Raw genomic sequence first — 24,445 nt, forward strand, 5'->3', positions numbered from 1 at the left:
ACAAATCTCCGGATAGGATCTCCTCTTTTGGTCCCTTTCTCACTAAACGATACAAATCTTTGGTGACTGCTCCCCACTTTTGGTCCCTTTCTCGCTATACGATACAAATCTAGTGACACCACTTTCTACTTTTGGCTCCTTTTCTTATCTCGCTAATGAGAGTGATTATATACTTTTCATTCGTATCTAGAAAAACTTCGGCACTCGCTATAAGACGAGGCGAGTGCCGAAGTTTTCTCATGCTAATTCTCTTTTATCACACGTTCTTGCTTCAGTTATGGTAACAGTTTAATCGATTCTTCAATAAACGCTGGTAAATCATCAGGCTGGCGGCTTGTTACGAGTTGGTTCTGACAAACTACTACTTCTTTGTCCTGGACTTTTGCGCCCGCGTATTCTAAGTCTACCTGAATTGATTTAAAGCCTGTTACGCCGCGACCTTCTAATGATTTCGCCGTGATTAACAGTTGCGGACCGTGACATATTGCAAATACAGGTTTCATCTCTTCCATAAAGTGCTTCGCAAAGGTAACAAAGCGATCATCCGCTCGGAGTATATCCGGGGAGAAACCGCCTGGAATGAACAACGCATCAAACGATTCAGGTGATACGTCGTCAATACCATAATCGATCGTTACCGTTGCATCTCCTTGTTTTCCAGTTACTTTCTTCCCATTTTCTTTTTCGATTGTAATAACTTCATGCCCAGCTTCTTTAAACTCTTTCGCTGGATCCGTATATTCCACATCTTCAAACATATCTGTTATAACTGTTGCAATTTTTGCCATCTTTATTACCTCCCATTTATTGTCTCTCTATTCATTCCTTACCACGTGTATTAGAATCATAAACATGAGCAAGTTCTATTTAATAGAAGGTGCTGATTTCCCCTCCTGTTGCTTATGCTTCTCTTTTGATTCTTTTATAAGCTCATATCTTTGTCTTTGTCGATAGCCATATGTTCCAGATAGCACAACTTCTTCTTTCTCCAGACTGGAACCAAGTGCACCAATGAAGGTAGAAACATTAGTGGCCATCCATGCTATCAGGAAATAATGACGAAAATCACCTTCTCCCGATAATTGAGCCTGCAGTACATCCATTGGAATTAATAGAAATACAGCTAATAAAAAACCACCATACAGTACAAAGTAATAAATCACAATTGTCGTTAATAACGTAAGGAAAGTGGTGCAATTATATAGTCTTCTTAAATACGTACTATAATTATCATGAGGCCTTTCCCATAACTTATGGGAAATAATAATCCATAATACTAATGAAGTGATTGCCATCACTGATATGAGCAACATCCGACCTATTCCATAACTGCCACCTAGTTTCCATAAAGTTGGAAAAACTAGTGCATAAATTCCTGTGGTAAAAGCAACCATCAACACTTTCATAAAAGACGGGAAAAGTAACCAAGGACGATTGGCCCTTACCATACCGGTGATCATACGTAGACCTGCTCTAAATCTTGAATCAACTATGAAACGGACACCCATGTTCTCATCATCTATTTCCGTCGTTTCTTTTAAAATAGGTGTCATAAAAGTGAGTTTACGCCAGACATTTTTCCATTTATTCCGTGAAGCATTCAGACTCCATCTGCCTGGCTCTTTTTGCGTATTTTCACCATTCATTTCTTTGACTAATTGTATAATAGATTCCCTGATTCTCTTTATTATTGGAAAAGCGCCTATCCCTGGTAAGCTTAGTAATGAAACTTGTTTTTTTTCATTTGCCTCTGCCACAACCAGACTTTTATTCCTGAACAATGGTAAATCCGTTAAACATACAGCAAAGTCCCAACCTTCTTCTTCTTTCTTTCTATAAAGTGCATTCATTACTTCTTTCGAATGCTCGGTTAAACCAATTAACGGATCGGCTGAATATTTAACTTCCCATTCCTGTTCACCATCTAAGTGCTTGTTCAATAACTCAGGAAGACAGTGTTGTAATTTATATTCGATTTTTTCTGTGTACCACGGCGGGGTAACAAAACCCAACGTACATCTATGTTCTTTCATCTTCCCTTTTGCCCCCTTATCCAGTATCTCCTAACCTAACCACATATAAAATGCTTTGTTATAATACTTCTAAAGTAATACCCTATTCCTATTTACATAATCTCATACAATTGGTGGAGAATGATTTTATCACGGTTAGGAAAAGTGACTCACCATATGGAAAGGGGCATACATGTATTAATGAAGGTTAGATATAATCACGGTTAGTGGGGGCCTCATTTAAGAATTAACAACATCCAAAGACAATAAACTACTTATCTATTTTGTGTACCGATTAGCATAGGAGCTCGCTACAAATGATTCCGGTTTAATTTTGGGTTCAACTCCCATTGATTCGATTCTATTCACCATTTCATTTACAAAGGCTCTCGTCTTATTCCGTTCACCGGCACCTATATCGATATGTCCCTCCATTGTGAATTTTGATCCTTGATAGATATGGGGGAGCACGATATTAATTAATGTTTCCTTTCGTTCCTCTGTAAACATGGAAACTACTTCTTCTGTCAACGACGTTTCATAAGAAATCCGCTCATGCAAATTCTCCATTTTTCTATTTACAATATTTTTTCGTATACAGGCCCAAGCCCCCTTATGCTCACGGTAAATGACAATACCCGTAATGAAACGTACATAGTGACAATGTACTTGAGAGTCTGTCCCAACGATTAAGCGATAGTCACCTTTAGGATCTCTCTCCATAAATCGTTTGATTCGCGTGAATACATCATCAAAGGTCATATCTTTTTCTTGTAAGTTCTGAAACGTGTAATTATAAACATTTAACCTACTCATGATTAAAACCTCTTTTTATATAAGATTTTCTTCACTTTTTCTATTTCTATACATTTTTAACTGTTTATATACTTTATGTAACTGGGTCATTTTTTTGCACTATTATATGTTATTTAGGCTAAGCCTTGGAGAAAACGGATGGATCAGTTCTTTTCACCTCTTTCGTTTTAAGCTACTATAGACATAACTAATAAAAAAGTAATGCAAAAAATTGAGAGGAAGCACATTAGTATTATTACAGGACATAAATAAATCAGAGTGGGTAAAAAGGGAAGATTGGCCAGCTTTATGGGAAGTACCCAATTTTGGAAGGGCATTATGGTTTTTTACAATTGTTTCTATCTTGCTAAATATAGCACCTATACTTTTAGAACTAAAAGGTAAGAAATAATTACTTATTGTCACTTCATTTATATAATATGCAATTATTTGTGTAGGTCTTTATGTAAAACGAACGGGTGGCGTTAGTTGAGTATGACGATAAGGAATAAAATGGATATTCCATAAATTAAGAAGTTACATTTTCCACCTAATATCAGCATTAAACTTTAACATAGTTTTTTAGAAAAGAAAAAACCCTTCTCGATTTTGAGAAGGGTTTGGTATTGACTATAATTAACGTTTTGAGAACTGTGGTGCACGACGAGCTTTTTTAAGACCGTATTTCTTACGCTCTTTAGCGCAAGGGTTCTTTTTACATTATATGGAATTATGTAAACCGCTCTAAATCAACGTTTTGTCCCTTTTAGGTTTAATGGGATTTTAACCGATTTTACGTAAATGGTATTCAAATGGTATTCAATAATGTAATTAAAATATATACGCTGGCAGGCTATGTACAAGAAATTCTTTGTTCCAATTTATTGTGTTATATAGCTATACTTTTTTCTTATATAAATTCACTCATCTGACTATAATTTATAAATTATGTAAATTCATTTCTTTCTGATAAACTTCGAGTTCCCCAGTTATCACAATCAACAACAGCAAATTATTTAGCATTTTGTTCAAACAGCTTTACAATGTTATAGTTCTCTAGACTGAAAGTGTGAATTATAAAGCCGAAAAATAAAACAATTGATTTATTACATCATGCTGCCCGTAAAATGAGAGTGTGTAATATCGTTAACGAGAGGTGCGAAAAATGCGGTAAATCAACGTTTTGGATATTGTTGACTGTAACATCTATAACAGGGATTTACCGCTTTTTATGGGATTTCGTTAGCAAAATGTTAGCATTCTTTTTAAGACTCTTTAAAATCAGTTGAGTAGATACAGTTACACTTTTTATCAATTATGGAGGGAAAGTTGAATTAATCAATCAAAATAAAGATGCTTAATTTAAATGGATTGTAGCAATGACTCATGGTAAATTATAAGTGAAGAAATCCAACTATGGTTTATTGTGATTTCTGAACAAAGGATGTATATATGCTCATGCCTAGCGCCCATATGAGACCCTCAAACTATAATGGATTGAGGGTATTGTAAAATAAAATTACAGCTTTTTTATGAATCAGCTTTCGCTCTACTCATTTACGATTATTTCTTTTAATAATCCCATCTGCTTAACCACTTCAATATCGTCAATAAAATTTTGCAAACTAACTTTAAACTCATTATTCTCTAAATCTTTTGAGTAACCGCAGCATAAGTTTAATATGCTGTTTAACTTTTCTCCCGAACCGGCAATAAAAAATGTTGTAAGTATTTGATCATTTTCACTTGCAAGCACAACAACAGTTGCCATTTCTAGTACATATTCTATATCTTCGTCTGAAATAGTTCTATTCTTCTTTTTTGGGCTGTTAAATTCATAACTATAAATCGAATGAATTTTTCCCTCAAGCAATTCAAGTATTGCTTTTTTATAGATTACGTAAACGCCCTTAATCAGCTCCATTTCCGGAGCATATGGATCCTCTAAAATGAATTTTATACGATTATCTTCTTTAGAGATTTCTATTCCTTCAAAATAATATTTTAATATATAATCTACATCCTTAATTTTCTTAGGAGGGAATAATTTCTCTAAATAATGATTTTTTCCCATACTACACATCCTTTATCAATTAAATTAATAAATTACCAGAGTTTTCCCCCACCATAGAATGAATGGGTACCATATTCATAAGGATGATAATGTGCAAACGTACGCTTTCCTTTTTTGCTGAATGTGGTGCATCATATCGATATCGTCCAGTTGGGGAAGCACCTTTTGCAATACTAAGTGCGTTTGATGATCCAATACTCCAGGTATCTACTCCCCTTTTCAACCTAGAAATAGCCTTTGTTTTAGATCTACCTGGTCCAACCCATCTCCCCAAGATTTGATGTTCTCATTGCTTCATAATGCACATACCTTTTATTTTTTGTATTGCTATCCGCCACCTTACCAGCTACCCATAAAGCACGTGACTTTAATGAAAGAAGTCCTTTAGCAGCCAAATATATAAGTGTAGTAGCTCCGAAACCCCTATGACTAAAAAAAGGAAATTTCTCTATAAATTATTTTACATTAATAACTTAACAACTCCCATATTTTTTGAAAAAAATGTAAAAAAGAGCCCCCTCAACAGATTTATCAACTAATGAGAAGCCTCCAATATAATGCACTATGTTAGCATTTACTATAGACCATTTGAAGCTTACTTTACTTCATCTTCCTATTGCATAGTATCGTTGTACTGCGCAGCAAATAATCTTCATTCAAGACGAGCTTCGTTAGTACAATAAAAAAAGGATACCTAGCATTCCTTCAAATCAGATATTCTAGAGCCAATTTTAAGGTCGTTTTTACAATTACTTGAAGGACACTTATTTTACACTAGCACATTTCATTACTATCATTCAGAAATTGTGTAAGTGCTTTGATTTTATCTTCCACATTTTTTTGGTGATCTCTTATCCCACTTTGACTTAATATATTCCTTTCTTTTATTAATTCTAGCTCTCTTTTCTTTCTAGATGCGTAATCGCCATTTTCTTCGATTAAACTAAATTTCAATGTTATACCTGGATTATCAATTGTTTTATCTGTAAAACCAAAATACCCTGGATTCCTTTTTAACTCATACAGATGTGATGCACATCTTACTAAAACAAAAACTGACTCACCTATATAAAGGACTTCAGATTTGTTATTATGATTAATACTAATCTGATAAATACCTGCACCAATCGCTTGAATAAAATCAGCCTGGAAAAATTCAACTTTTATATTCATCCTTACCCCCACATTCTTAGACAAATTTCTAATGTCCCTTTTATACAATTTCCATTTATAGCTATTGCCTTCAAAGTCACTTGCATCTTGATAAAGAGCTATACATATCCACTTTATTTATTCATGACTACTTCATCAATTTTTTCTAATAATATGATTACATCTTTCACTACGCTCCTGTCAAACTCTTCATCTCTTTCCTCTTCATGTGTACCTTTATTAAGGTATCTCCAAATGACAGGGTGTATTTTCTCCTTTTCCAACAATGATTCTAATAATGAAACTAACTCTTCATGATTTTCTATTTTTTCTTTCTTAATAAAATTAACTAGACCATGTGTTGTCGCCATTTATTCAGGAGGTCTACCAGACAATTACCCGATGAAGAAAGCATCTTAAAGAAAGAATTGTTTGATCATGAACATTTCACCACCATTTTAGAAAAAGGACAACTAAACAACAGAAAAGCTTCAGATGTTAAACATGTATCTTTTCTTTATTCCAGCGATGAGCAAGATGATAATACTTTTGAAGTTCAAGAAACTAGCAAAGTATTAGAGTACAGTGATCATTTGAAAGTTATTCTTTCTATTTACGAAGACCTATTAACAGGGAAAAATAGCAGAGGTATCAGTCTATGGGAATTTGATGGGCATGAAATGACACATAAAGAATTCCTCAACGGAGAATTAACCTATGAAAACACAGGCGAAATGAAGAGAAATTCTTTACAGCACGTAGTGGAGCGATATACAGATCTTCCCGTACGAACAGAAGAACAACAAACGGTACAAGCTGCTTATAACCCTGCTTCCTGTGTGCTTAGTGGATCATGCTGTCATTTTGAAAACGTCACCTATGGTTATTGTGGACTTTATTGCGGATACGGGCATTCTAACGGGGGTGCCAATGACGGAAGTGGTATTCAAAACGACTTAGACGCATGTTGTTTTTCTCATGATTTTTGTTTATGGAACAATGTACAATCAACGTGTGGCTGTCATGACACATTCCTTGATTGTTCCACTCGAACTCGGCCGTCTCCTGGTGATTTCACCATAAAAGCAGGTATTGCAGCAGCGAAAGTAGCATCTGGGTGTATTATTATATAATAAAAAAGCATTCTTCTATGAGAATGCTTTTTTACTGCGAAGAAAAAACCTTTCCTGTTGCTCACATCTTAACAGAGAACCCCTAATCTGACACTACTTTCAAAAACCCTAATATAAACATATTTACTATTGTAACGAACAACCTCGCTTAAAAAGATACACTATATAATGATACATTAATCGTCTTCATTATTTTCCTGAAAATTAATTAACCCAGGGAACCGCATAAATATAAAACACAAAATGAAACATAAACCTAAAATGATCATCGTATACCTTTTTATCGAGTGAATTATTATTATATTTGTGCAAAACAGGTATTAATCCCACACCTATATCTTCCCATTCCCATCTATCATCTTTTACTTTTCTTTCTGCTTCTTCTTCAGACAAGTCAGCATATTTTTCATTATAAATAATCATTCACGCCCTTGGTATTTGTCTAACAGACACGAACTATCTGCTAGTGATACCCCTCCTTTTTTACTAATCCTTACCTAAACAAAAAAGCACCAAGTCATTATTACATGAGTCCAAATAGATCTCATACTATACGACCTGATGCTTCCAGTTCGGTAATATCTATTATTATTTGTTCAGTCTGTCTCCATCATACCAAATAATAGAATTTTTCCAATACCATTTTCATTAAGTTTAATGGTTATGCTTCTACTTTTCCATAATATGCACCATGTTAAATCAAGTGCATTCTTTGACGCAAGTGTCTATTGGAACACAAAGAAATAAGACAATTTATTGGGTATCTTGGAAAAAAGGACTTGCTTTTTAACAATTATCGTTCCAATGTACTTTCAATACAAACATGTTTTGACTGTCACTTCTTCATTGAAATATCTCCATTATTATAACATTTTTTATAAAAATAGCTCCTCCAAAACATAATAGTGATTACTACTAATAAAATGTTCAAATAAGAGCTGTTTTACAAATAAAAATACTTAATTCTCATAAATGGTTGTTATTTTTAGAAGAATACATCTTTTATATAACGTAAGGGATGCTGGCCAGCAGTAAAAAAAGCTTACATCACTAAGGAGGAGTATTAATGGATACAGTAAAAAGTAGATTTGTAACTTTGGAACAAGCCGAAAATGTGGTAGGAGATCTGAGACAAAGTGACCTAGTTAAAGAAAAAGTTGTTGAGGTTAGTAAAACATCACCTACAACTGCAGTTTCCGAGTTCTTTGTGGAAGGAGAGCTATACTTCAAATTAGTAACAACATATTACTATGTTAATAAGAAATTACAGTTGCTAGTAGCCGAAGCCAAAGACCATAATAATAATACTCTGGAATTCACCGAAAAGTTATGGGAATATGACTCTAAAAGTGGTCTATATAATCATGAAAAACATATAAATAATGAGCTAACTTTTCGAGAATTACAAAAAGAAGGTTATGGTAAACCAAACGATATTGCTGAATTCACAGACGCCAACCGTACTGATGGAGATATAGAAGCACAAGATGACGGTAATGCAGCAGCAGCTTGCTTTCTTGAGAACCCTCCATCTGGTATAGAACCTTGTTGCTTATTCTCAGGAATTACCTATAACTATTGCGGTGCATATTGCGGTGTTAGTCAAAGTGCAGGAGGGGGAAGACCTGTAAATAGCTGTGATTATTGTTGCTATTATCATGATAATTGTCTGTTGACCAATTCTGATCCTTGTCCTTGTCATGAAGACCTTCTCAATTGTTTAGGAAATCATTCTTGTCCGGGTGATACAACAATGGGGATTGGAATTAGGATTAGAGCCACATCGGATGGTTGTTACTTTTAAAAAATAACTTGATTCATTAATTTAGGCCAGAAAGCTTGGACTTTCTGGCCTTTTAGTTTGTACCGCCTCGTCTAATTCATTATTAAAATAAGAATCACTAGCAATGCATTTCTATCCTACAAAAGTTCTTGTATTGTTAAAGAATAATAATGGAAATAAGTTAGCAATAGGAAAGCATTTGAAGTTATCTCCAGCTCTTCCCTTGCTCCGCACTGAACATGCTAGTTTCCCGGCATTCGGCGTCCATCCGTTGGCATACCTTTTAATCTGGTTGGCTTCAGCCTTTGTTCAACCGAATCTACCTGTGTTTCGAACCCTATGACCTGTTAATCATAGCGCACGTAGGAGTATTGACGGGACAGTTTCAGGAAACATGGTTCCATCTTTCCTATCCTCCCTTGTAGAGTTAGCATTCAATTTAAAGAATTTCCTGTATTTCACGTTAGAAACGCTTGTCACAGAACTTGTCGCGCCTGCCCCTTAGTTGAAAAGTGTAACCTGAACGATATGGAAAATTATCCAGTTGGACCACTCATTTGGGACATTAATAAGGCAAAGATGAAAAATGCCCCACTTCCTATTGAGATTATTATTGCTAAAGTCGCAAGAGAATTTCTTTCCATACTTTTAGAAATAGCCATAAAACCAAAAATCAAAGATAGAATGATGGACAATGAAACAAGAAAATAACCGAAATAAGGATGGATTCTTATTATTCCATACATCAATGCAAATAAAAACGGCATTGAAAATATACTTAAAATTAATGACCAGTAGCTTAACCAAGAAAACTTTTTCAAATAAATCACTCCTTAAAATATTTAACTATTCTACAAGTTTGATAACAATCATTCACAATCTCTATAATTGCTAAAGGAAATTAAATCTCTTAAAACAAACAATTTGTAAGTAATTATCAATCGTTCTGCTATAGTTTTGGGTGTGTTTACTATTTTCTTTTTCCTTTCTTCATTGCAAATCGTATACAAAAAACCCTTATACGATCGTGTTTATTATTGTTAGGACTATTTCTTAATAATTAATTAACCCAGGGAACCACACAAATATAAAACACAAAATGAAACATAAACCTAAAATGATCATCGTATACCTTTTTATCTTTTTATCGAGTGAATTAATATTATATTTGTACAAAACAGGTACTAATGCCACACCTATAATAGAAGAAAGCACGATACCAAAACCAATAATGCCATAGGTCATCCCTTCCCAACCATTATCTGTGCTTAGTAACCCATACCCAGTACAAAGGATCGCTAACAAAAAGACGATGACCGGGGGTATAAATAAAAAATTTGTTTTATTGATTTTCAGATAACTGTAAAACAAGACATTTAACCCCAGAAAAAAACCCAACAAAATATAAACGAACAACATATACGTATCCTCCTTATATGAAATAGGAAATAAAATGACTACCAAACAAAAGAACGCCAACGTCAAACACTAAAAAACCTACAAAGATTTTTGGTTTTAAAAAAATAAACGTGAGTAGCAACAGAAAAATAGCGGACGGAAGATAAAATATCGTAATGCTCGCTTGTAACACATCTTCAAATAAAGAAGGATACGTTTCGAAAGAATTTCCATAAACGATATACAAAAGAACACCGATCCTTACAAGTATCGTAAAGACCAATACTCCTATATTTAATTTTCTTAAACTTTTCAAAGGCGTAATATGGGCCTTACTCGAACTGTTATCAATAGTTGGTATTTCGGTTTTTTTAATGTCTGCGCGTAAATGATGGCATTCCTCACAAGTATTCACATGGTCATGAATAATACCTTTTACGTTCTCATCTACCTCTTTCTCCATAAATAGTAATTCTTGAACAAGTGTATGAATTTTTTCTTCATCGTTCATTTTTTCACCTCCATTTTTACCAGTCGCTTTTTGATACGAAATACTTTTGATTTAAGGTTTGGTGTCGTTAAATTGAAAAGGTGTTCCATTTCTAAATAACTATAACCATAATATTCTTTCGCCAATATAATCGCCTTGTCAATCGGATCTAATGTATTCAATAATGTCTCTAATTGATGGTTCACTAATACTTCTTTTTCTGTCGATGTTGGTTCTATAAGTAATTGCTCGATTAATTCTTCATCGTTTAATAAAACGGGTTTCTTTTTTTTGTAATAATCGAGGAATGCATTTTTAGCACATGTGAGCAACCAGCTTCTGGTATACGTCACCTTAAAAATGTTTTCAGGGTTGAACAGAATACGAGTGAATAGATCTTGAAGAATATCTTCAGCCACATTTTCATTTTTGGTCAAACCTATAAGAAAATTCCGTAAAATTGAATAATTTTCATGATAAACTTTTTCAATATAATCGAATGGTTTTTCCCGTCACATAATGAAACCCCTCTATTCTCCCTCTAATAATAAGACGATTAACGCCAAATAACGTTGCAATTTTTTTAAAAACATCCAATATAATTTAAGTATAACAGTTAATTTTTTACATAAAAAATATTTTCTGTTTATTGCATTTTAAATACAAAAAAAAGAGGTATTCGCTTGAATACCTCTTTCCGATCTAACAGTTATTCACATTTCCAAACCAGCCAATTACAGCAGACGCATTGGTTGGATAGGTATCTGTATAATCTATAGCACACCCGACTAAAATCGCATCGCATTCACAATCTCCTTCTCCAAATTCTCTCCAGCAACGATCATGTGCTCGACAGCAGGTATCTTATCCATTAATAGGTGTTCCTCCGCCTAACGATAAACCATCTCCACAATCTGGACCGCAGTGGTTGTAAAACTCTGGAAAATCATATAGACAGAATCCAGCCATAGCCTCTACATCTTCGGACTCGCCTTGAGGTTCCAATGTCTGGTCATCTTCTAAATCAGGTATATCATCCAATGCATCCTTGAATTGATCTTCCAGCCAATGTTTCTCACCATTAATAATAGCCAAACCTTTCAATACGTTTTTGTTATTCTCTTGAACGATGGTTTTACCTGAAACCACGCTATTGGCTTTATCACCCACGATCGCTTTATCATATCGGAGCCTTGTCTTTCCATCCTTCGACTCAAATACTACGAACTGGCCTTTAAGTGTCTCGCTGCTGATCGTTTGTTCAAATTCATAAGCTAAAACTGGATGATTGTACTCAATAGATATCGTTGCTCTTGAATCCATTTCTTGAATCAACCTATTAAATGATTCATTCTTTAACGCCTCATTAATGATTTGACGGTCATCTTCCATATACTTTCCCTTGATTGTATTTTTCATGTTTTTCGTCACTCCTTGAGAATATTTTTTTATTAAATCATGAACACCCACACTTATTAAGAAGAGTTCTATCCATTGAAGGGTAGTATTTAACCTCTCCCTCACAAGTCTCTTCACTTGCGCAACACTCTCTTAATTTCGTGCAATAAATTTCATACTGCGCCTTCACTGCATTCTTTTTTTTCATCCGTTACACTTCACCTCCCTTGCATCCAAAACATAGAGATTTCTCTCTATTGTAAAGGTGACACTCGGATTCGAACCGAGGATGAAGGTTTTGCAGACCTTTGCCTTACCACTTGGCCATGCCACCATGATGTAAAGAGGTAAATCTCCTCTTTACATTTCTAAAATTTGCACTAATTGTTGCTGATTAAAGCCTGTAATCGTAGTAATGACTTTTTCACCGTCTTTGACAACCGTCAACGGGGTTCCTCTTCCTTCCAATGCTAAGAACTCATCTCTGTTTTCTTTGCTTTGATTGATGTCTTTTTCAATAAAATCGACACCTTGTCGTTCCAAAAACGCTTTCTGTCTTTGACAATGACCGCATGACTGTTGAGAATAAACAATGACATTCATGAACCATCAACCTCCTTTGTTCTATCTATCCTAATAAAGAACATTCACTGACACTTTTTACAACCTTTACACCTCATTTTTTCGTAAATCTTTTTGCAAACGCCAAAACCCCGGGGTGCTATCGATGTCATAATTCAAAATAATATCAATCAACTTCAACCGTAACTCTTGATATAAATCTTCTCGTACGGGTGGGGAGGTAAGCGTTAAGGAACTTTTTATTTTCGGTTCAAATCGCTCCACTATTTTTTCGATTTGGGCACGATCTTCTTTTGATTTCTGGGCCAACTCATACAATGTTTCGTTACTCATTATTTTTCTTCCCTTCTTTAATGGCATCCGATAATCGAATAATCACATTCTCTAAATTCTCTAATTTTTTCTCAAAACGAGTCAGAAGGTATATGGTAATCGCAATGGGAAAGCCAAAATTACTTAGAACCAAAATCCATTGTGGCATTTCAACAACCATTAAGAACTACCTCCCTCACACTGCATATAACGACATATATTCGCCAAGGCTTTTCGATGTAATTTAGACACCACCTGCTGCGATTTATTTAAGGCTCTGCCGATTTGCTTCTCCGAAAAAGCTCGCACATAATACAAATCAATCACTTCTTTTTGTTTTTTCGATAATTTTGTAACCGCTTCATACAACGACGCAGATTCTACGTGGTCCTCCATACAATAGCTGTTAATCATCTCATCTAAAGAAACCCGGACCGTAGTATCTTCCAGTAATTCTTTAAAAGTCGCTCCGTTTTCCTCTTTCATCGGCTTGTCCATCATTAGCGTGTATCGTTCATTTCTGGTTCGATGCGCTTTATCGAAGTTAAGCGCGTAGAAATAAAAGGTTTTGGAAATGTACGTCGTAAACCTGGCATTAAAATAATATTTTTTAAATGCTAGATCTAACGCTACATCATGTTGTTTCGAAGGGTAACATATGGCATCTTTCAATAATTGTTGGTGATTTTCGTCTTTCAAGAAATTCTTGACGACTTTGTGTTCGAATAACGATGCGTTTTCTTCTACAAATCGCTGCAATTCGGTAGTACAGTGAACATCGTTTGTATCTGCTAATTTAATAATAAACACCGCCTTTTTTTGATAAAAACAGGAACGTATGTTCTTATTTGGTGTATAAAAAATACCAAGTTCTTTTCGTAAACGACAAGAAATGGAATTTGTATGCATTTATAACGTTTAATACTAGTTTACCACATTATGGGTTATTATGGTAATTCTCAAGGCAATAATCCTTTATTTTATTGGAAGCTCTCGCGTAATCTTGAACCAATTCAATTAACACATCTCTCTCCTCTTTCGTACTGCTTTTATCCAAACAAGAAGAAAAAAATCCTTGTGTTTTTCTAGCTTCACAAAAACATCGAAATAAACGTTCTTTTTGATCTTGATTCATTTTCCAACCCCTCATTTCCTGTGAATTTACGCAAAATCTAACATACGGATCGTCGCCTCTCGATCGATCGCCTTGGAGCTATGAAACAAACATTCCAAAATTTCTTCATAAAAAGGTTCTCTATCGTGCGTTTCTCTAAATTCCTGCACGAGTATCGCGATGGCTCCCGCCACATGGGGTGTTGCCATAGATGTCCCTGACAAAGCTGTATATTCATCATTGATATACGACGAGTATATGGTTACACCTGGTGCATAAAGATCAATAAATCGATTCGTGTTGGAAAAGACCGCTATCTCATTCTCTTTATTTAATGCGCCGACCACGATCGGTGTCACGTAGCATGCAGGGCAACGATATTCGATCGTCTCTATATCCCCATCGCCATCATTCCCGGCAGCTGCGATGACAAATATCCCTTTGGAACGCGCTTCGTGTACGACTTGTTGTAAGCCGCGAGATTTCTCTCTTACGCCTAATGATAAAGAAATAGCACTAACCCTTTCGTTATTCAGACCTCTCCAACTCATCGCATAACGCATACCTTCGATTAACGTTTGTATGGACCCTGAGCCATGTTCGTCCAACACTTTAACGACCAAAACGTCTACCTCTGGGGCCACACCCACAATGCCCTCATCATTAAGAGATCCAGCTAATGTTCCGATCACATGTGTACCGTGACCGTTCAGGTCTTCGTAATCATCTGGATCACTATTCGTGTCCTGTGTGAAATTCCGACCGTCTATGATTCTTTCTTTTAAATCAATATGACTCGTATCGCACCCTGTATCCAATACAGCTACAACGACATTCTTTCCTGTATAACCTTGCTTCCATTTAGTAATAACGCCTATCTTTTGGATATTAGACGGTATTTTCTCATTGGTGGATGGAGCTTCTGCTATTTTTATAGGCTGAATGACAACATCAGACAAATAAATCCCTACTTTTACCATATAAAGGAGAAATAAGGATACAATATACAACCTTTTTTTATTTTTTTTACAAATTTTCTTATTTATTTTAAAAAGATGGTACAACAGCGGAAAAAACGTGTTCTATATACGGCAAAAAGTGGATGAAAAAGAAGATAGAAAACAAAAAAATCCCACGTTTAGTGAGATTTTTTCATTATTGGTGCTATTAGTACACACTCAATGGACACATCAAAGAATACGTATTTCTATCACAAAAACTGCAACACATAAAAGTCACAAATTTTATAAGCGTACACCAAAGAAACGATAACCAAAAACGAACCGAATACCATTTGGATTTTATCCGTTTTATTTTTCGTATACCTATACAAAAGTCCGTACCACATCAAAAGCAACATAACAGGTATTCCTAAAAACAGCCATGGTGGTACATCCTCTATTGGAGTCGGAAATAGAGTGGTTAGAAATAAACCATACACTATTAAAACACCAGAAAGAAATAAAAGAATAAACGCCCCGTTTTTTGCCGGTTCAATTAACTGCAATTTATCTTCTTTCGATTTCATACTTAGAAAACGCCAAATATAATCACTAAGCCACGCCACGCTCAAAACAAAAGGAATCAATAATATAAACACATTGATATTTCCAACAAACCCCGCCCCGAGCAGTATAAAAAAAGACAAGAAAGACAAGGCAACAAGCGCACCAAAATAACTTACGTGTAAGAGTTTTATCTTCAAATCGTTCAACCACCTTTTCATAACAATACGAAAACAAACCTATTCGAATCAATCTTCTGTACGGTCACATGCAACCCCTAATATATTGACATTTTACCATAAAATAGAATTTATTAAAGAACCTAAACAAATATTTCGTCATAGATGCCGAGAGACAACTATCCACATATCCACTTCTCATGGTGAGAACGATGTAGTACACTATAATTAAATTGGATGCGTGAAATTTTGATGAAGGGTAGTGACAATCATTGAATTACCAATCGTTATCTAATCGCTATCGAAAAAGACGGAAAGAAACCCGGGACGATCCAGCGATATCAATCAGACCTGCAGATCTTTCTTACATGGTGGGATTCCAACCAACCACAAAACCTGTTTAGTCAAAACACCGTAGAGATCGACGCTTATACGACACATTTACAAGCAAGCCATTGTCGTGATACGACAATCAAGCGTCACATTTCATCCGTGCGTCGGTTCCTGGCATTTTATCACATAAAAATCGACGCAAGTCAGCATGAGAAAGCCTACCGTGCGGACCCTTTGCAATCCCGTGACTTTATCTCAAGCGAAGGAATGAACCAGCTGCTCCGATCCATGCAGCGACCTATTTCATCGGTTGCACGAGACACACTCATTCCTCGCAATGTAGCCATCGTGTATCTTGTGCGATATGTAGGAGTTCGACCAAAAGAAATCGCTATGCTAAACATGAACAACGTGAACCTGGCTCAATCCCTCATCGAAATAAAAGGAGAGGGTTATCGTAGAACCTATAGGTTACCCAAGGCACACATGACCTATATCCGTGACTATTTACAAACGATCGATCCCCTCAAAAAACCAACATGGAAATCCGATCAACCATTGTTTGTTGCATTTAACAATCGGAGTAAGGATTATCAGTATGATTATAGAAGGGATCAACCAAAGCGCCTATCGGCAAGAAGCATACAAGAAATGATTAAAGACGAAGTGCAACTGGCGACGCTTCGGAAACTGTCAGCCAAACATTTACGAAATAGCTGTATCCTCGACTATATTGAAAGAGGTCGATCAGAGGAAGAAATCCTGGCACATTTTCATTTGACGCACCGGTATTCGTTGCGTCGTTATAAGCAGCACGCCTTATCATCAGATGGTTTTAAACAATAATAAAACGTTCCCAAATCTTGTTATCACAGGAATTCATTAAGAAAAACAAAAGAAATAGACTGGAATATATGGGACAGGTACTCATTCGACATCTGTACCAAAAGGATAGGGTGGTTGGTGTTATCCCCAAAGGTGGTGATGCCATGAGGACTTTCCAGGCTTTAACACTCATGATCTCGTTTTCGACGATGATCATTGCGCTAATTGCTGTCGTTGTCGCTATTGTGAACGCAAAAAAATAGCCCCCTATTCTAGTCAAATGGGTAAGGGCTATTTTCTGGTTTGAACTAGATATCGCCAATCCCCTATTCAAAGGATGAGTATCTAGGGACCGCAGTTACCGCTACGGTCTTTTTTAGTATGTCTTTTGTTATACTTAGTATACCACATTTTTACGAAAAAGAAACCCGTTATTTATCACGCGCAGATAACGCCCGGTATTCATTGATGTGTTTTGCATGATGTTGTAATAATGTCTTAAGGTCTTTTGCTAAATGTCCCCGAATCGCCACATGGGCCATCTCCGGCGTGCCGAGATGAAAAGCATGTCGGTGGATAAACGCCGGCGCCCCTTCAAAGATAATTTCTGTGATCGGATTATCACTAAGTGCTTCAGCTTGCAATTCTTGTGTATTTTCCGGAAGAATTAATCGTGTGAGATTATTGTGACAAAATCCCGCATGTGGAATTGAAAACAGATTCTTGCCGATTCTTAATACTTCCAACTTGTTGTGCATGAACGGAACGCCCCGTCCTCGATTAAGGCGACACCCTCTTGGATGCGTACGTCTTTTAAATGATTAAACGCAAACGCGTAAAACCCAATCACGGTTAATGTTGGTGGTAGCACCACGGATATTAACCCTTTATTCCAGAACGCGTCCGACCCGATAGACAAAACTTACATCCCGTCGATTTCGGGCGGGATGACCACGTTCCGGTCCTCTCAATTATAATCAATAATTTCTCTACGAAACTCATCAAAACGAAAATAACGCGCATTCGTCGTTTTAAAATTAATCATTACAGACTCACTCTCCGCTCTACTTATTGGTGTTTTTTATTGTACTATAAAACATAAGCGAAATAGAAATACACCTCTTCCAAATGATGTTATAAAATTGTAGCGTACTTGAGCGAAACTCAAGGAGATTCGGAAGGAAAAAAAATTAACTTTACTCGACTTAAAAGCTCGAACTGGTTACTCAGATTCATATTTATCTCAAATCGAAAACGGTTATAAAGATTTACCTAAACCATCATTATTAAGAACACTTGCTGTAGGGTTAGACATTTCACCTATTTATCTAATGAATTTAGCCGGCTACTCTTATTCTTATATAGACGTTGAGAATGGTACAGTTAAACTTGAAAAGAATGAGCATCAATTTAAAGATGAAAAGTTTATAAATAAAGAAAAAAAAATAGAAGTAAATCTTCCGTGTACAGAGAAGATGGAAGTAGGAAACGGAGAGCAAACTATTAAAGAATTATCAGACGACGAATTAAGAAGAAGATTATTTGACCTTCATGACCTTCTTGATATGAAAATTGATTTGTACTATAAAAATGCATTTCTAACAGAAGAAAAACGTAAAAAAGTTAGAAATATACTAGAACTCTTTTTTGAATAACTATTTATCTTTCCTATATATAGCCTGCCAGCGTATTGGAAAGGAAACGATTTTGACAACCATCAAAAAGTACACAAAGAAAAATGGTACCACCGCCTATATGTTTAATGCTTATTTAGGCATAAATCCTCTCACTGGAGAGCCGAAGAGAACGACACGCCGAGGATTTAAAACAAAAAAGGATGCAAAAGTTGCCCTGTCTAAACTAATGGTAGAAGTCAATGACTTCGGTCACCGTCAAAATGAACAGATGACCTTCCAACAAGTGTTTGAGGAATGGTTTAAGCAGCATCGTAAAGAAGTAAAGCCCTATACGGTGTATGTAATGGAATGCAAATTCAGAAAAAGGATACTTCCGATCTTCGGACCATACAAAATAAAGGACATTTCGCGATTGCATTGTCAAAAAGTTATCAATGCTTGGGCACAAGAACTTAAAACGTTTAATGACTATAAGATACAAGCAAACTTGGTCTTTCGATATGCAATGAAAATGGATATTATTAAGCGCAACCCGATGGAATATGTCACATTGCCGAAACTTAAACATGAGATAGAGTATAACGCTGAATTGGAAGAGAAAAAGTATTATTACACGAAAGATGAGCTCAAACGATTTTTAGACTCGATTCAAGACGACGACATGACTTATACCATGTTTCGGCTACTCGCCTTCACAGGAGCACGCAAAGGGGAACTGTATGCTTTGCATTGGTCTGACGTGAATTTCCGCCAAAGGACAATCAGTTTGAAAAAGACATTAATTCACATAAACGGCAAAAAGCAGCTTCAGACTACTAAAACAAAAGCCTCTCGTCGTGTGGTTAGCGTGGATGATGAAACGTTGACAATCTTAAAGAAATGGCGTAGCAAACAAATGCAACGCTATTTGAAGTTAGAACTTGACGTGCCTTTTCAAACGGAAGATCAATAGCCCATCTTTACGGTCTTTAATCAGTTAAAACATGAAATGAGTTATTGTCGAAAAGTTTATTTAAATGAAAGGTTGAAACGAATTTATCAAAAGAACTCAGATCTACCTCAAGTAAATGTTCACGCCTTTCGGCATACACATGCCAGTTTGTTATTTGCTGCCGGGGCTTCGATCAAAGATGTACAAGCCCGACTTGGTCATACAGATATTAAAACCACGATGGATATCTACACTCATGTGACCGATGAAGCGAAGGAGAAAACAGCTGAGATGTTTCAGAAGTACATGAATTTTTAACTTTGGATATTATTCAAATGGTATTCAATTCCACATTCAGATATAAAAAACCCTCTCTGCTGTATAAGAGCAAAGAGGGTAAACCCTTGATATATAAGGTTTTTAACGTTTTGAGAACTGTGGTGCACGACGAGCTTTTTTAAGACCGTATTTTTTACGCTCTTTAGCACGCGCGTCACGAGTTAAGAATCCAGCACGTTTAAGTGTTGTGCGGTATTCTGGATCAGCTTCTAATAATGCACGAGCAACGCCGTGACGGATTGCACCAGCTTGACCAGTGAAACCTCCACCATCAACGTTTACTAATACATCATAGCTACCTTCAGTTTCCGTTGCAACTAAAGGTTGCTTAATGATTGTACGAAGAGTTTCGTATGGGAAGAAATCTTCCGCATCGCGATTATTTACAACGATACGTCCAGTACCTGGAACTAAACGTACACGTGCAGTTGAAGTTTTACGGCGTCCGGTACCGTAGTATTGTACTTGTGCCACTGTAGTAACCTCCTTCTAATTATCCGCGAAGTTCTAAAACTTCTGGTTTTTGTGCTTCATGCTTATGGTCTGTTCCACGATAAACGTGAAGTTTTTTACCCATTTTACGTCCTAATTTACCCTTAGGTAACATACCCTTGATTGTAAGTTCAAGCATTTGCTCAGGGTATTTTTCACGCATTTCTTCAGCAGTACGTGATTTTAAACCACCAGGGTGATTAGAGTGACGGTAGTATAACTTATCGCTAAGTTTCTTACCTGTAAGTTCAATTTTGTTCGCATTGATAATGATCACATGATCTCCAGTATCAACATGCGGTGTATATGTTGGTTTATGCTTACCGCGAAGGATTGAAGCAACTTCACTTGCTAAACGACCAAGCGTCTGTCCTTCTGCGTCTACAACAAACCATTTGCGTTCAATGTTATTTTCATTTGCCATGAAAGTTGTGCGCATGATCAGTAACCTCCTAAATCATTGTTTCTTAATCTTCGTTTGTCCGAATTTATATTCTAACACGAGTAACTTTCCGGGGCTATTCGTGGTTTAGAAAATAAAATGCCATAGACCATAATATAATATTATAGGCCAAATGTCAATAGATTGCACGCAAGGAATCGTTGTTTTTGTCAACTTTTTTAATAGTAGTCTACTTCCCAAAGGTATAACCCTTGTGGTGGAGCGGTTTTGCCCGCTTTTGACCGGTCACAGGCGGTGATTATTTCTTCCACTTTTTCAGGCTTTCGCAGCCCAAATCCAACCTCCAGTAATGTGCCGGTAATAATGCGCACCATGTTATATAAAAATCCGGTCCCCCGAACCTTGATTATGATCTGTTGCGCTGAATCCTCTTCAATCGATATTTCCGTTATCGTCCTGATTTTATCACCTTTGACGTTACTGTTTGCTGCACAAAAGGAAGAAAAATCGTGTGTCCCGACCAGAAACTTACCAGCCTGTTGCATACGTTCCAGCTGTAAAGGCACTTGAACATGATAGCAATAATGACGTTTAAACAAATCTCTTTCCTTTGTATTTAGAATAAAATAACGATATTCCTTCTCCTTCACATCAAAACGGGCGTGGAAGTCAGGTGGTGCTTCAGAAATGTCCTTTACTACTATATCATCAGGAAGCATCGTGTTTAATGCTTTTAACCAGTTAGCAACTGGAATAGTAAGCGATGTATCAAAATGGATGGTCTGTCCTACTGCATGCACCCCTTGATCGGTTCTTCCTGATGCTGTCACCCGAATATGTTCACCCTTGTGCATTTTAGCTAAGACGGCTTCTAATTTGCCCTGTACCGTTCTGCCATTTGGTTGAATCTGATAACCAGAGAAGTTTGTCCCATCATATTGAATAATTGCTTTTAATCTCATAAATAGTCCCCTTAACTACGAATATAGAAAAAGATGAACAACACGACCAGATAGAAAAACAGACACATATAATCTACCTTCGTCCACTTCAATTGCCTCAGCTTCGTCCTTCCTTCACTGCCGCGATACCCTCTGGCTTCCATCGCCATTGCTAATTCTTCCGCTCGTTTAAATGCACTGATAAACAAAGGAACCAAGAGAGGAACTATCGCATACATTCGCTCTTTGATTGAGCCCGTTCGCAAATCAACACCTCGTGAAGCTTGTGCCTTTGAAATTTTTTCTGTTTCATCCAGCAATGTCGGAATAAATCGCAACGAGATCGACATCATTAACGCCAGCTCATGCACCGGTACTTTAATTTTGTTGAGAGGGGCGAATAGTACTTCGATGGCATCAGTAATCTCCATCGGCGCAGTCGTTAATGTTAATAGTGACGTAACCAGTACTAGTAACAAAAAACGTAGAGATATTGTTAATCCTTGTATGACGCCACCTTGGTAAACTGTAAAACCAGCTACATCAAAAAGAGCTGGACCTTCTTTCGTAATAATCAGGTGCAAGATAAAGGTGAATAGAATTAAAAACCAGACAGGCGTTATCCCTTTTAAAATATACCGAATATCGATTTTAGTCATGACCACTAACAGAACAGCGAATAACGTTAACCATCCATAGCTTAACGCATTATTGGCAAAAAACACGACAATCACAAACGTAAAAATAACGAGCAATTTGGAACGCGGATCTAAACGATGCAACAAGGAGTTACCTGGTAAAAACTGACCGATTATCATATAAGATTTCATTGTTTGGTCTCCCTTAGACGCGCTGCTATCTCTGTCGCTAATTGTGAAATAGATTGTCTGTTGTATTGCAGGTCGATTTGCAATCTGTCTTTTAACTTGCCCATTAAATCCAAAATATCCGGAACATCCAAATTCGCTTCTTCAAGCAAATTTGCATTAGAGAAAATTTCTTCAGGACTTCCTTCCATCAGCATACTGCCCTTTGCCAATACGTAAATACGGTCTGCATATTGTAGAGCATGCTGCATTTGGTGTGTCACAAGAATCGTTGTCATATTTTTTGCATCATGCAGTTGTGCAAACATATCCATCATATCACGTTGGCCTTTGGGATCTAGGCCCGCTGTTGGTTCATCAAGTATTAATACATCTGGATTCATGGCAAGCACACCTGCAATGGCAACTCTTCTCATTTGACCACCGCTTATCTCAAAAGGAGACTTCTCTAGAATGTCCTCCGACAAACCGACCTTCTCAATCGCATCCAAAACTCTCACTTCCCGTTCACTCTCTGGCACATGGAAGTTTTTTAATGCAAATTGAATATCTCGATCCACGGTCTCTTCAAACAATTGATGCTCTGGATATTGAAAAACAACACCGACTTTCTCACGGAGCTTCTTCAGATTCTGCCTTTTATTCTCTTTTGATAGAACAAAATCACCAACAACCACTTTTCCCTCTGAAGGAAGCAGCAACCCATTAATATGCTGTAATAGTGTCGATTTCCCCGAACCCGTATGGCCGACAATAGCAATATATTCACCGGATTGGATGCTAAGGTTAATATCGGCAAGCGCCTGATAAGAAAAAGGAGTATTCTGTTGGTACGTATAATTTACTTGTTCAAATCTGATGTCCATAATGCGTCTACTAACTCCTCATTATTTAATGGATATTTAGCAAAGTGATAATCGTGTTTTTCAAGTTCAATAGCAAGCTGAACGGTTAATGGCAAAGTTAATCCAATCGATTGCAGCCCTTTGTAATCAGTAAAAAGTTGATCCACTACTGTATCCTTGTATATTTTTCCCTGATTCATAATGATAACACGATCAGCCTGGTAAATTTCATGTAAATCGTGTGTAATCATAACCATTGTAATAGAAAGCTGTTGCTTCAAGACATTAATCGTTGTCAAGATTTCTTTTCTTCCTTTTGGATCAAGCATGGAAGTAGCTTCATCCAATAATAGAATGTCTGGTTGTGTCGCCATGACGCTTGCTATCGCAACTCGTTGCTTTTGTCCACCGGAGAGATGATGTGGCTCATGGTCTTGATAATCTTCCATTTCTACCTGAATAAGGCTTTGCTCAATGCGCTTCAACATTTCTTCACGATGGATACCTCTATTTTCGAGGCCAAAAGCAACATCATCTCTAACGGTAGTACCAACGAATTGGTTCTCAGGGTTTTGGAATACAAGACCTATTTGTTTCCGGATCTCCCAAATTGTTTCTTCCGTTACCAATGTGTTATTTATGTAGATTTCTCCTGACTGAGGAACTAATAGACCATTGGCAAGCTTGGCTATCGTTGATTTGCCAGATCCATTGTGACCTAAAATAGCAATCGTCTGATTTCTATCTATTTTTAAGTTAAAGTCCTCCAAAACCCATGGAGATGATTCTTTATATCGAAAATATACGTGACGAAACTCTATTGCAGCCATCGCTCTGCTCCTTTTTCATATTTCCCGGGTAATAGCTATATTTTATCAAAATATTTCATATATTGTGTTAGTATATGTCATCTCTTCACATGATACAAATAGTTGAGCATGTTAT

At 36.5% G+C, this 24,445-nt stretch carries 32 protein-coding genes, 1 tRNA gene and 4 pseudogenes; 8 read left to right on the forward strand and 29 right to left on the reverse strand.

Features of this window, described 5'->3' with window-relative positions:
* Nucleotides 1–275: 275 nt before the first annotated feature.
* From MUN88_RS04635 to MUN88_RS04665, 7 genes and pseudogenes are all read right to left on the reverse strand, one after another.
* A complete protein-coding gene (locus tag MUN88_RS04635) occupies nt 276–788 on the reverse strand; it encodes a type 1 glutamine amidotransferase domain-containing protein (protein ID WP_244721408.1) in 513 nt (170 codons plus the stop codon).
* 75 nt (nt 789–863) lie between these two features.
* Nucleotides 864–2,033 (reverse strand): hypothetical protein, encoded by a 1,170-nt coding sequence (locus MUN88_RS04640; protein ID WP_244721411.1) that lies wholly within the window; start codon nt 2,031–2,033, stop codon nt 864–866.
* 258 nt (nt 2,034–2,291) lie between these two features.
* The gene (locus tag MUN88_RS04645) at nt 2,292–2,828 is read right to left on the reverse strand and encodes a ribonuclease H-like YkuK family protein (protein ID WP_244721426.1); all 537 of its coding nucleotides are present in this window, start codon (nt 2,826–2,828) and stop codon (nt 2,292–2,294) included.
* Between the two features lie 615 nt (nt 2,829–3,443).
* A pseudogene (rpsI, locus tag MUN88_RS04650) lies at nt 3,444–3,521 on the reverse strand (30S ribosomal protein S9); the annotation flags it as partial.
* An 835-nt stretch (nt 3,522–4,356) separates the two neighbouring features.
* Nucleotides 4,357–4,881: a hypothetical protein gene (locus MUN88_RS04655; protein WP_244721428.1), complete on the reverse strand. Its 525-nt coding sequence runs from the start codon at nt 4,879–4,881 to the stop codon at nt 4,357–4,359.
* A gap of 774 nt (nt 4,882–5,655) precedes the next feature.
* Nucleotides 5,656–6,054, reverse strand: coding sequence for a hypothetical protein (locus MUN88_RS04660; RefSeq protein WP_244721437.1), 399 nt, complete (start codon nt 6,052–6,054; stop codon nt 5,656–5,658).
* A 113-nt stretch (nt 6,055–6,167) separates the two neighbouring features.
* Complete coding sequence (locus MUN88_RS04665; protein ID WP_244721440.1) at nt 6,168–6,404, reverse strand: hypothetical protein; 237 nt, start codon at nt 6,402–6,404, stop codon at nt 6,168–6,170.
* 57 nt (nt 6,405–6,461) lie between these two features.
* Here MUN88_RS04665 and MUN88_RS04670 point away from each other — a divergent pair, with 57 nt between their 5' ends.
* Nucleotides 6,462–7,166, forward strand: coding sequence for a phospholipase A2 family protein (locus tag MUN88_RS04670; protein WP_244721442.1), 705 nt, complete (start codon nt 6,462–6,464; stop codon nt 7,164–7,166).
* A gap of 204 nt (nt 7,167–7,370) precedes the next feature.
* Here MUN88_RS04670 and MUN88_RS04675 read toward each other — a convergent pair whose 3' ends face one another.
* A complete protein-coding gene (locus MUN88_RS04675; protein ID WP_244721445.1) occupies nt 7,371–7,589 on the reverse strand; it encodes a hypothetical protein in 219 nt (72 codons plus the stop codon).
* A 643-nt stretch (nt 7,590–8,232) separates the two neighbouring features.
* On the opposite strand from MUN88_RS04675, the gene MUN88_RS04680 reads away from it, so the two are divergent.
* A complete protein-coding gene (locus MUN88_RS04680; RefSeq protein WP_244721447.1) occupies nt 8,233–8,970 on the forward strand; it encodes a phospholipase A2 family protein in 738 nt (245 codons plus the stop codon).
* Nucleotides 8,971–9,485: 515 nt separating this feature from the next.
* Here the strand turns inward: MUN88_RS04680 and MUN88_RS04685 are convergent.
* The 13 genes from MUN88_RS04685 to MUN88_RS04745 all read right to left on the reverse strand — a co-directional run bounded on the left by MUN88_RS04685 (nt 9,486) and on the right by MUN88_RS04745 (nt 15,957).
* Nucleotides 9,486–9,770 carry a hypothetical protein gene (locus tag MUN88_RS04685; protein ID WP_244721449.1) on the reverse strand — a complete coding sequence of 95 codons (285 nt, stop codon included), beginning with the start codon at nt 9,768–9,770 and terminating at the stop codon, nt 9,486–9,488.
* 232 nt (nt 9,771–10,002) lie between these two features.
* Nucleotides 10,003–10,368: a YesK family protein gene (locus MUN88_RS04690; protein WP_079710297.1), complete on the reverse strand. Its 366-nt coding sequence runs from the start codon at nt 10,366–10,368 to the stop codon at nt 10,003–10,005.
* A gap of 13 nt (nt 10,369–10,381) precedes the next feature.
* Nucleotides 10,382–10,858 carry a hypothetical protein gene (locus tag MUN88_RS04695; RefSeq protein WP_244721451.1) on the reverse strand — a complete coding sequence of 159 codons (477 nt, stop codon included), beginning with the start codon at nt 10,856–10,858 and terminating at the stop codon, nt 10,382–10,384.
* A complete protein-coding gene (locus MUN88_RS04700; RefSeq protein ID WP_244721454.1) occupies nt 10,855–11,274 on the reverse strand; it encodes an RNA polymerase sigma factor in 420 nt (139 codons plus the stop codon). The genes MUN88_RS04695 and MUN88_RS04700 overlap by 4 nt, the downstream gene beginning before the upstream one ends.
* A gap of 427 nt (nt 11,275–11,701) precedes the next feature.
* Complete coding sequence (locus tag MUN88_RS04705) at nt 11,702–12,256, reverse strand: hypothetical protein (protein ID WP_244721457.1); 555 nt, start codon at nt 12,254–12,256, stop codon at nt 11,702–11,704.
* Between the two features lie 242 nt (nt 12,257–12,498).
* Nucleotides 12,499–12,569: transfer RNA gene (locus MUN88_RS04710), tRNA-Cys, on the reverse strand.
* Nucleotides 12,570–12,595: 26 nt separating this feature from the next.
* Complete coding sequence (locus MUN88_RS04715) at nt 12,596–12,838, reverse strand: glutaredoxin family protein (RefSeq protein ID WP_244721460.1); 243 nt, start codon at nt 12,836–12,838, stop codon at nt 12,596–12,598.
* A 66-nt stretch (nt 12,839–12,904) separates the two neighbouring features.
* Nucleotides 12,905–13,150: a helix-turn-helix domain-containing protein gene (locus tag MUN88_RS04720; RefSeq protein ID WP_244721462.1), complete on the reverse strand. Its 246-nt coding sequence runs from the start codon at nt 13,148–13,150 to the stop codon at nt 12,905–12,907.
* A complete protein-coding gene (locus MUN88_RS04725) occupies nt 13,143–13,310 on the reverse strand; it encodes a YvrJ family protein (protein ID WP_244721465.1) in 168 nt (55 codons plus the stop codon). The genes MUN88_RS04720 and MUN88_RS04725 overlap by 8 nt, the downstream gene beginning before the upstream one ends.
* A complete protein-coding gene (locus tag MUN88_RS04730; protein ID WP_244721468.1) occupies nt 13,310–13,939 on the reverse strand; it encodes a sigma-70 family RNA polymerase sigma factor in 630 nt (209 codons plus the stop codon). The genes MUN88_RS04725 and MUN88_RS04730 overlap by 1 nt, the downstream gene beginning before the upstream one ends.
* Before the next feature lie 127 nt (nt 13,940–14,066).
* Nucleotides 14,067–14,264, reverse strand: a complete 198-nt coding sequence (locus MUN88_RS04735) for a hypothetical protein (RefSeq protein ID WP_244721471.1) — start codon at nt 14,262–14,264, stop codon at nt 14,067–14,069.
* A gap of 26 nt (nt 14,265–14,290) precedes the next feature.
* Nucleotides 14,291–15,202 carry a S8 family peptidase gene (locus MUN88_RS04740; RefSeq protein ID WP_244721474.1) on the reverse strand — a complete coding sequence of 304 codons (912 nt, stop codon included), beginning with the start codon at nt 15,200–15,202 and terminating at the stop codon, nt 14,291–14,293.
* Between the two features lie 251 nt (nt 15,203–15,453).
* The gene (locus tag MUN88_RS04745) at nt 15,454–15,957 is read right to left on the reverse strand and encodes a hypothetical protein (RefSeq protein ID WP_244721477.1); all 504 of its coding nucleotides are present in this window, start codon (nt 15,955–15,957) and stop codon (nt 15,454–15,456) included.
* Nucleotides 15,958–16,257: 300 nt separating this feature from the next.
* Here MUN88_RS04745 and MUN88_RS21790 point away from each other — a divergent pair.
* The 3 genes and pseudogenes from MUN88_RS21790 to MUN88_RS04755 form a co-directional block, all read left to right on the forward strand.
* Nucleotides 16,258–16,380: pseudogene (locus MUN88_RS21790) on the forward strand (hypothetical protein); the annotation flags it as partial.
* A 168-nt stretch (nt 16,381–16,548) separates the two neighbouring features.
* Complete coding sequence (locus MUN88_RS04750) at nt 16,549–17,106, forward strand: site-specific integrase (RefSeq protein ID WP_244721480.1); 558 nt, start codon at nt 16,549–16,551, stop codon at nt 17,104–17,106.
* A gap of 143 nt (nt 17,107–17,249) precedes the next feature.
* Nucleotides 17,250–17,348 (forward strand): putative holin-like toxin, encoded by a 99-nt coding sequence (locus MUN88_RS04755; RefSeq protein ID WP_244721482.1) that lies wholly within the window; start codon nt 17,250–17,252, stop codon nt 17,346–17,348.
* A 168-nt stretch (nt 17,349–17,516) separates the two neighbouring features.
* On the opposite strand, the gene MUN88_RS04760 is transcribed toward MUN88_RS04755, so the two are convergent.
* Both MUN88_RS04760 and MUN88_RS21795 read right to left on the reverse strand, forming a co-directional pair.
* Nucleotides 17,517–17,843 carry a leucine-rich repeat domain-containing protein gene (locus tag MUN88_RS04760; protein ID WP_244721484.1) on the reverse strand — a complete coding sequence of 109 codons (327 nt, stop codon included), beginning with the start codon at nt 17,841–17,843 and terminating at the stop codon, nt 17,517–17,519.
* Entirely contained in the window at nt 17,819–17,959 is a 141-nt protein-coding gene (locus MUN88_RS21795) for a leucine-rich repeat domain-containing protein (protein WP_369809977.1), read from the reverse strand. The genes MUN88_RS04760 and MUN88_RS21795 overlap by 25 nt, the downstream gene beginning before the upstream one ends.
* Before the next feature lie 298 nt (nt 17,960–18,257).
* Between MUN88_RS21795 and MUN88_RS04765 the strand changes: the two are divergent.
* From MUN88_RS04765 to MUN88_RS04775, 3 genes and pseudogenes are all read left to right on the forward strand, one after another.
* Nucleotides 18,258–18,371 (forward strand): annotated as a pseudogene (locus tag MUN88_RS04765) (helix-turn-helix domain-containing protein); the annotation flags it as partial.
* 45 nt (nt 18,372–18,416) lie between these two features.
* Nucleotides 18,417–18,740 (forward strand): hypothetical protein, encoded by a 324-nt coding sequence (locus MUN88_RS04770; protein WP_244721486.1) that lies wholly within the window; start codon nt 18,417–18,419, stop codon nt 18,738–18,740.
* Between the two features lie 100 nt (nt 18,741–18,840).
* Nucleotides 18,841–19,971: pseudogene (locus tag MUN88_RS04775) on the forward strand (site-specific integrase).
* Between the two features lie 102 nt (nt 19,972–20,073).
* Here the strand turns inward: MUN88_RS04775 and rpsI (MUN88_RS04780) are convergent.
* The 6 genes from rpsI (MUN88_RS04780) to MUN88_RS04805 all read right to left on the reverse strand — a co-directional run bounded on the left by rpsI (MUN88_RS04780) (nt 20,074) and on the right by MUN88_RS04805 (nt 24,330).
* Entirely contained in the window at nt 20,074–20,466 is a 393-nt protein-coding gene (gene rpsI / locus MUN88_RS04780) for a 30S ribosomal protein S9 (protein ID WP_244721488.1), read from the reverse strand.
* Nucleotides 20,467–20,485: 19 nt separating this feature from the next.
* Entirely contained in the window at nt 20,486–20,923 is a 438-nt protein-coding gene (rplM, locus tag MUN88_RS04785) for a 50S ribosomal protein L13 (RefSeq protein ID WP_244721489.1), read from the reverse strand.
* 182 nt (nt 20,924–21,105) lie between these two features.
* Complete coding sequence (gene truA, locus MUN88_RS04790) at nt 21,106–21,849, reverse strand: tRNA pseudouridine(38-40) synthase TruA (protein ID WP_244721490.1); 744 nt, start codon at nt 21,847–21,849, stop codon at nt 21,106–21,108.
* 11 nt (nt 21,850–21,860) lie between these two features.
* Nucleotides 21,861–22,658 carry an energy-coupling factor transporter transmembrane component T family protein gene (locus MUN88_RS04795; protein WP_244721493.1) on the reverse strand — a complete coding sequence of 266 codons (798 nt, stop codon included), beginning with the start codon at nt 22,656–22,658 and terminating at the stop codon, nt 21,861–21,863.
* Nucleotides 22,655–23,521: an energy-coupling factor ABC transporter ATP-binding protein gene (locus tag MUN88_RS04800; protein WP_244721495.1), complete on the reverse strand. Its 867-nt coding sequence runs from the start codon at nt 23,519–23,521 to the stop codon at nt 22,655–22,657. The genes MUN88_RS04795 and MUN88_RS04800 overlap by 4 nt, the downstream gene beginning before the upstream one ends.
* Complete coding sequence (locus tag MUN88_RS04805; RefSeq protein WP_244721497.1) at nt 23,497–24,330, reverse strand: energy-coupling factor transporter ATPase; 834 nt, start codon at nt 24,328–24,330, stop codon at nt 23,497–23,499. The genes MUN88_RS04800 and MUN88_RS04805 overlap by 25 nt, the downstream gene beginning before the upstream one ends.
* Nucleotides 24,331–24,445: the final 115 nt, after the last annotated feature.

The organism is Gracilibacillus caseinilyticus (assembly GCF_022919115.1).
Lineage (GTDB): Bacteria > Bacillota > Bacilli > Bacillales > Amphibacillaceae > Gracilibacillus > Gracilibacillus caseinilyticus.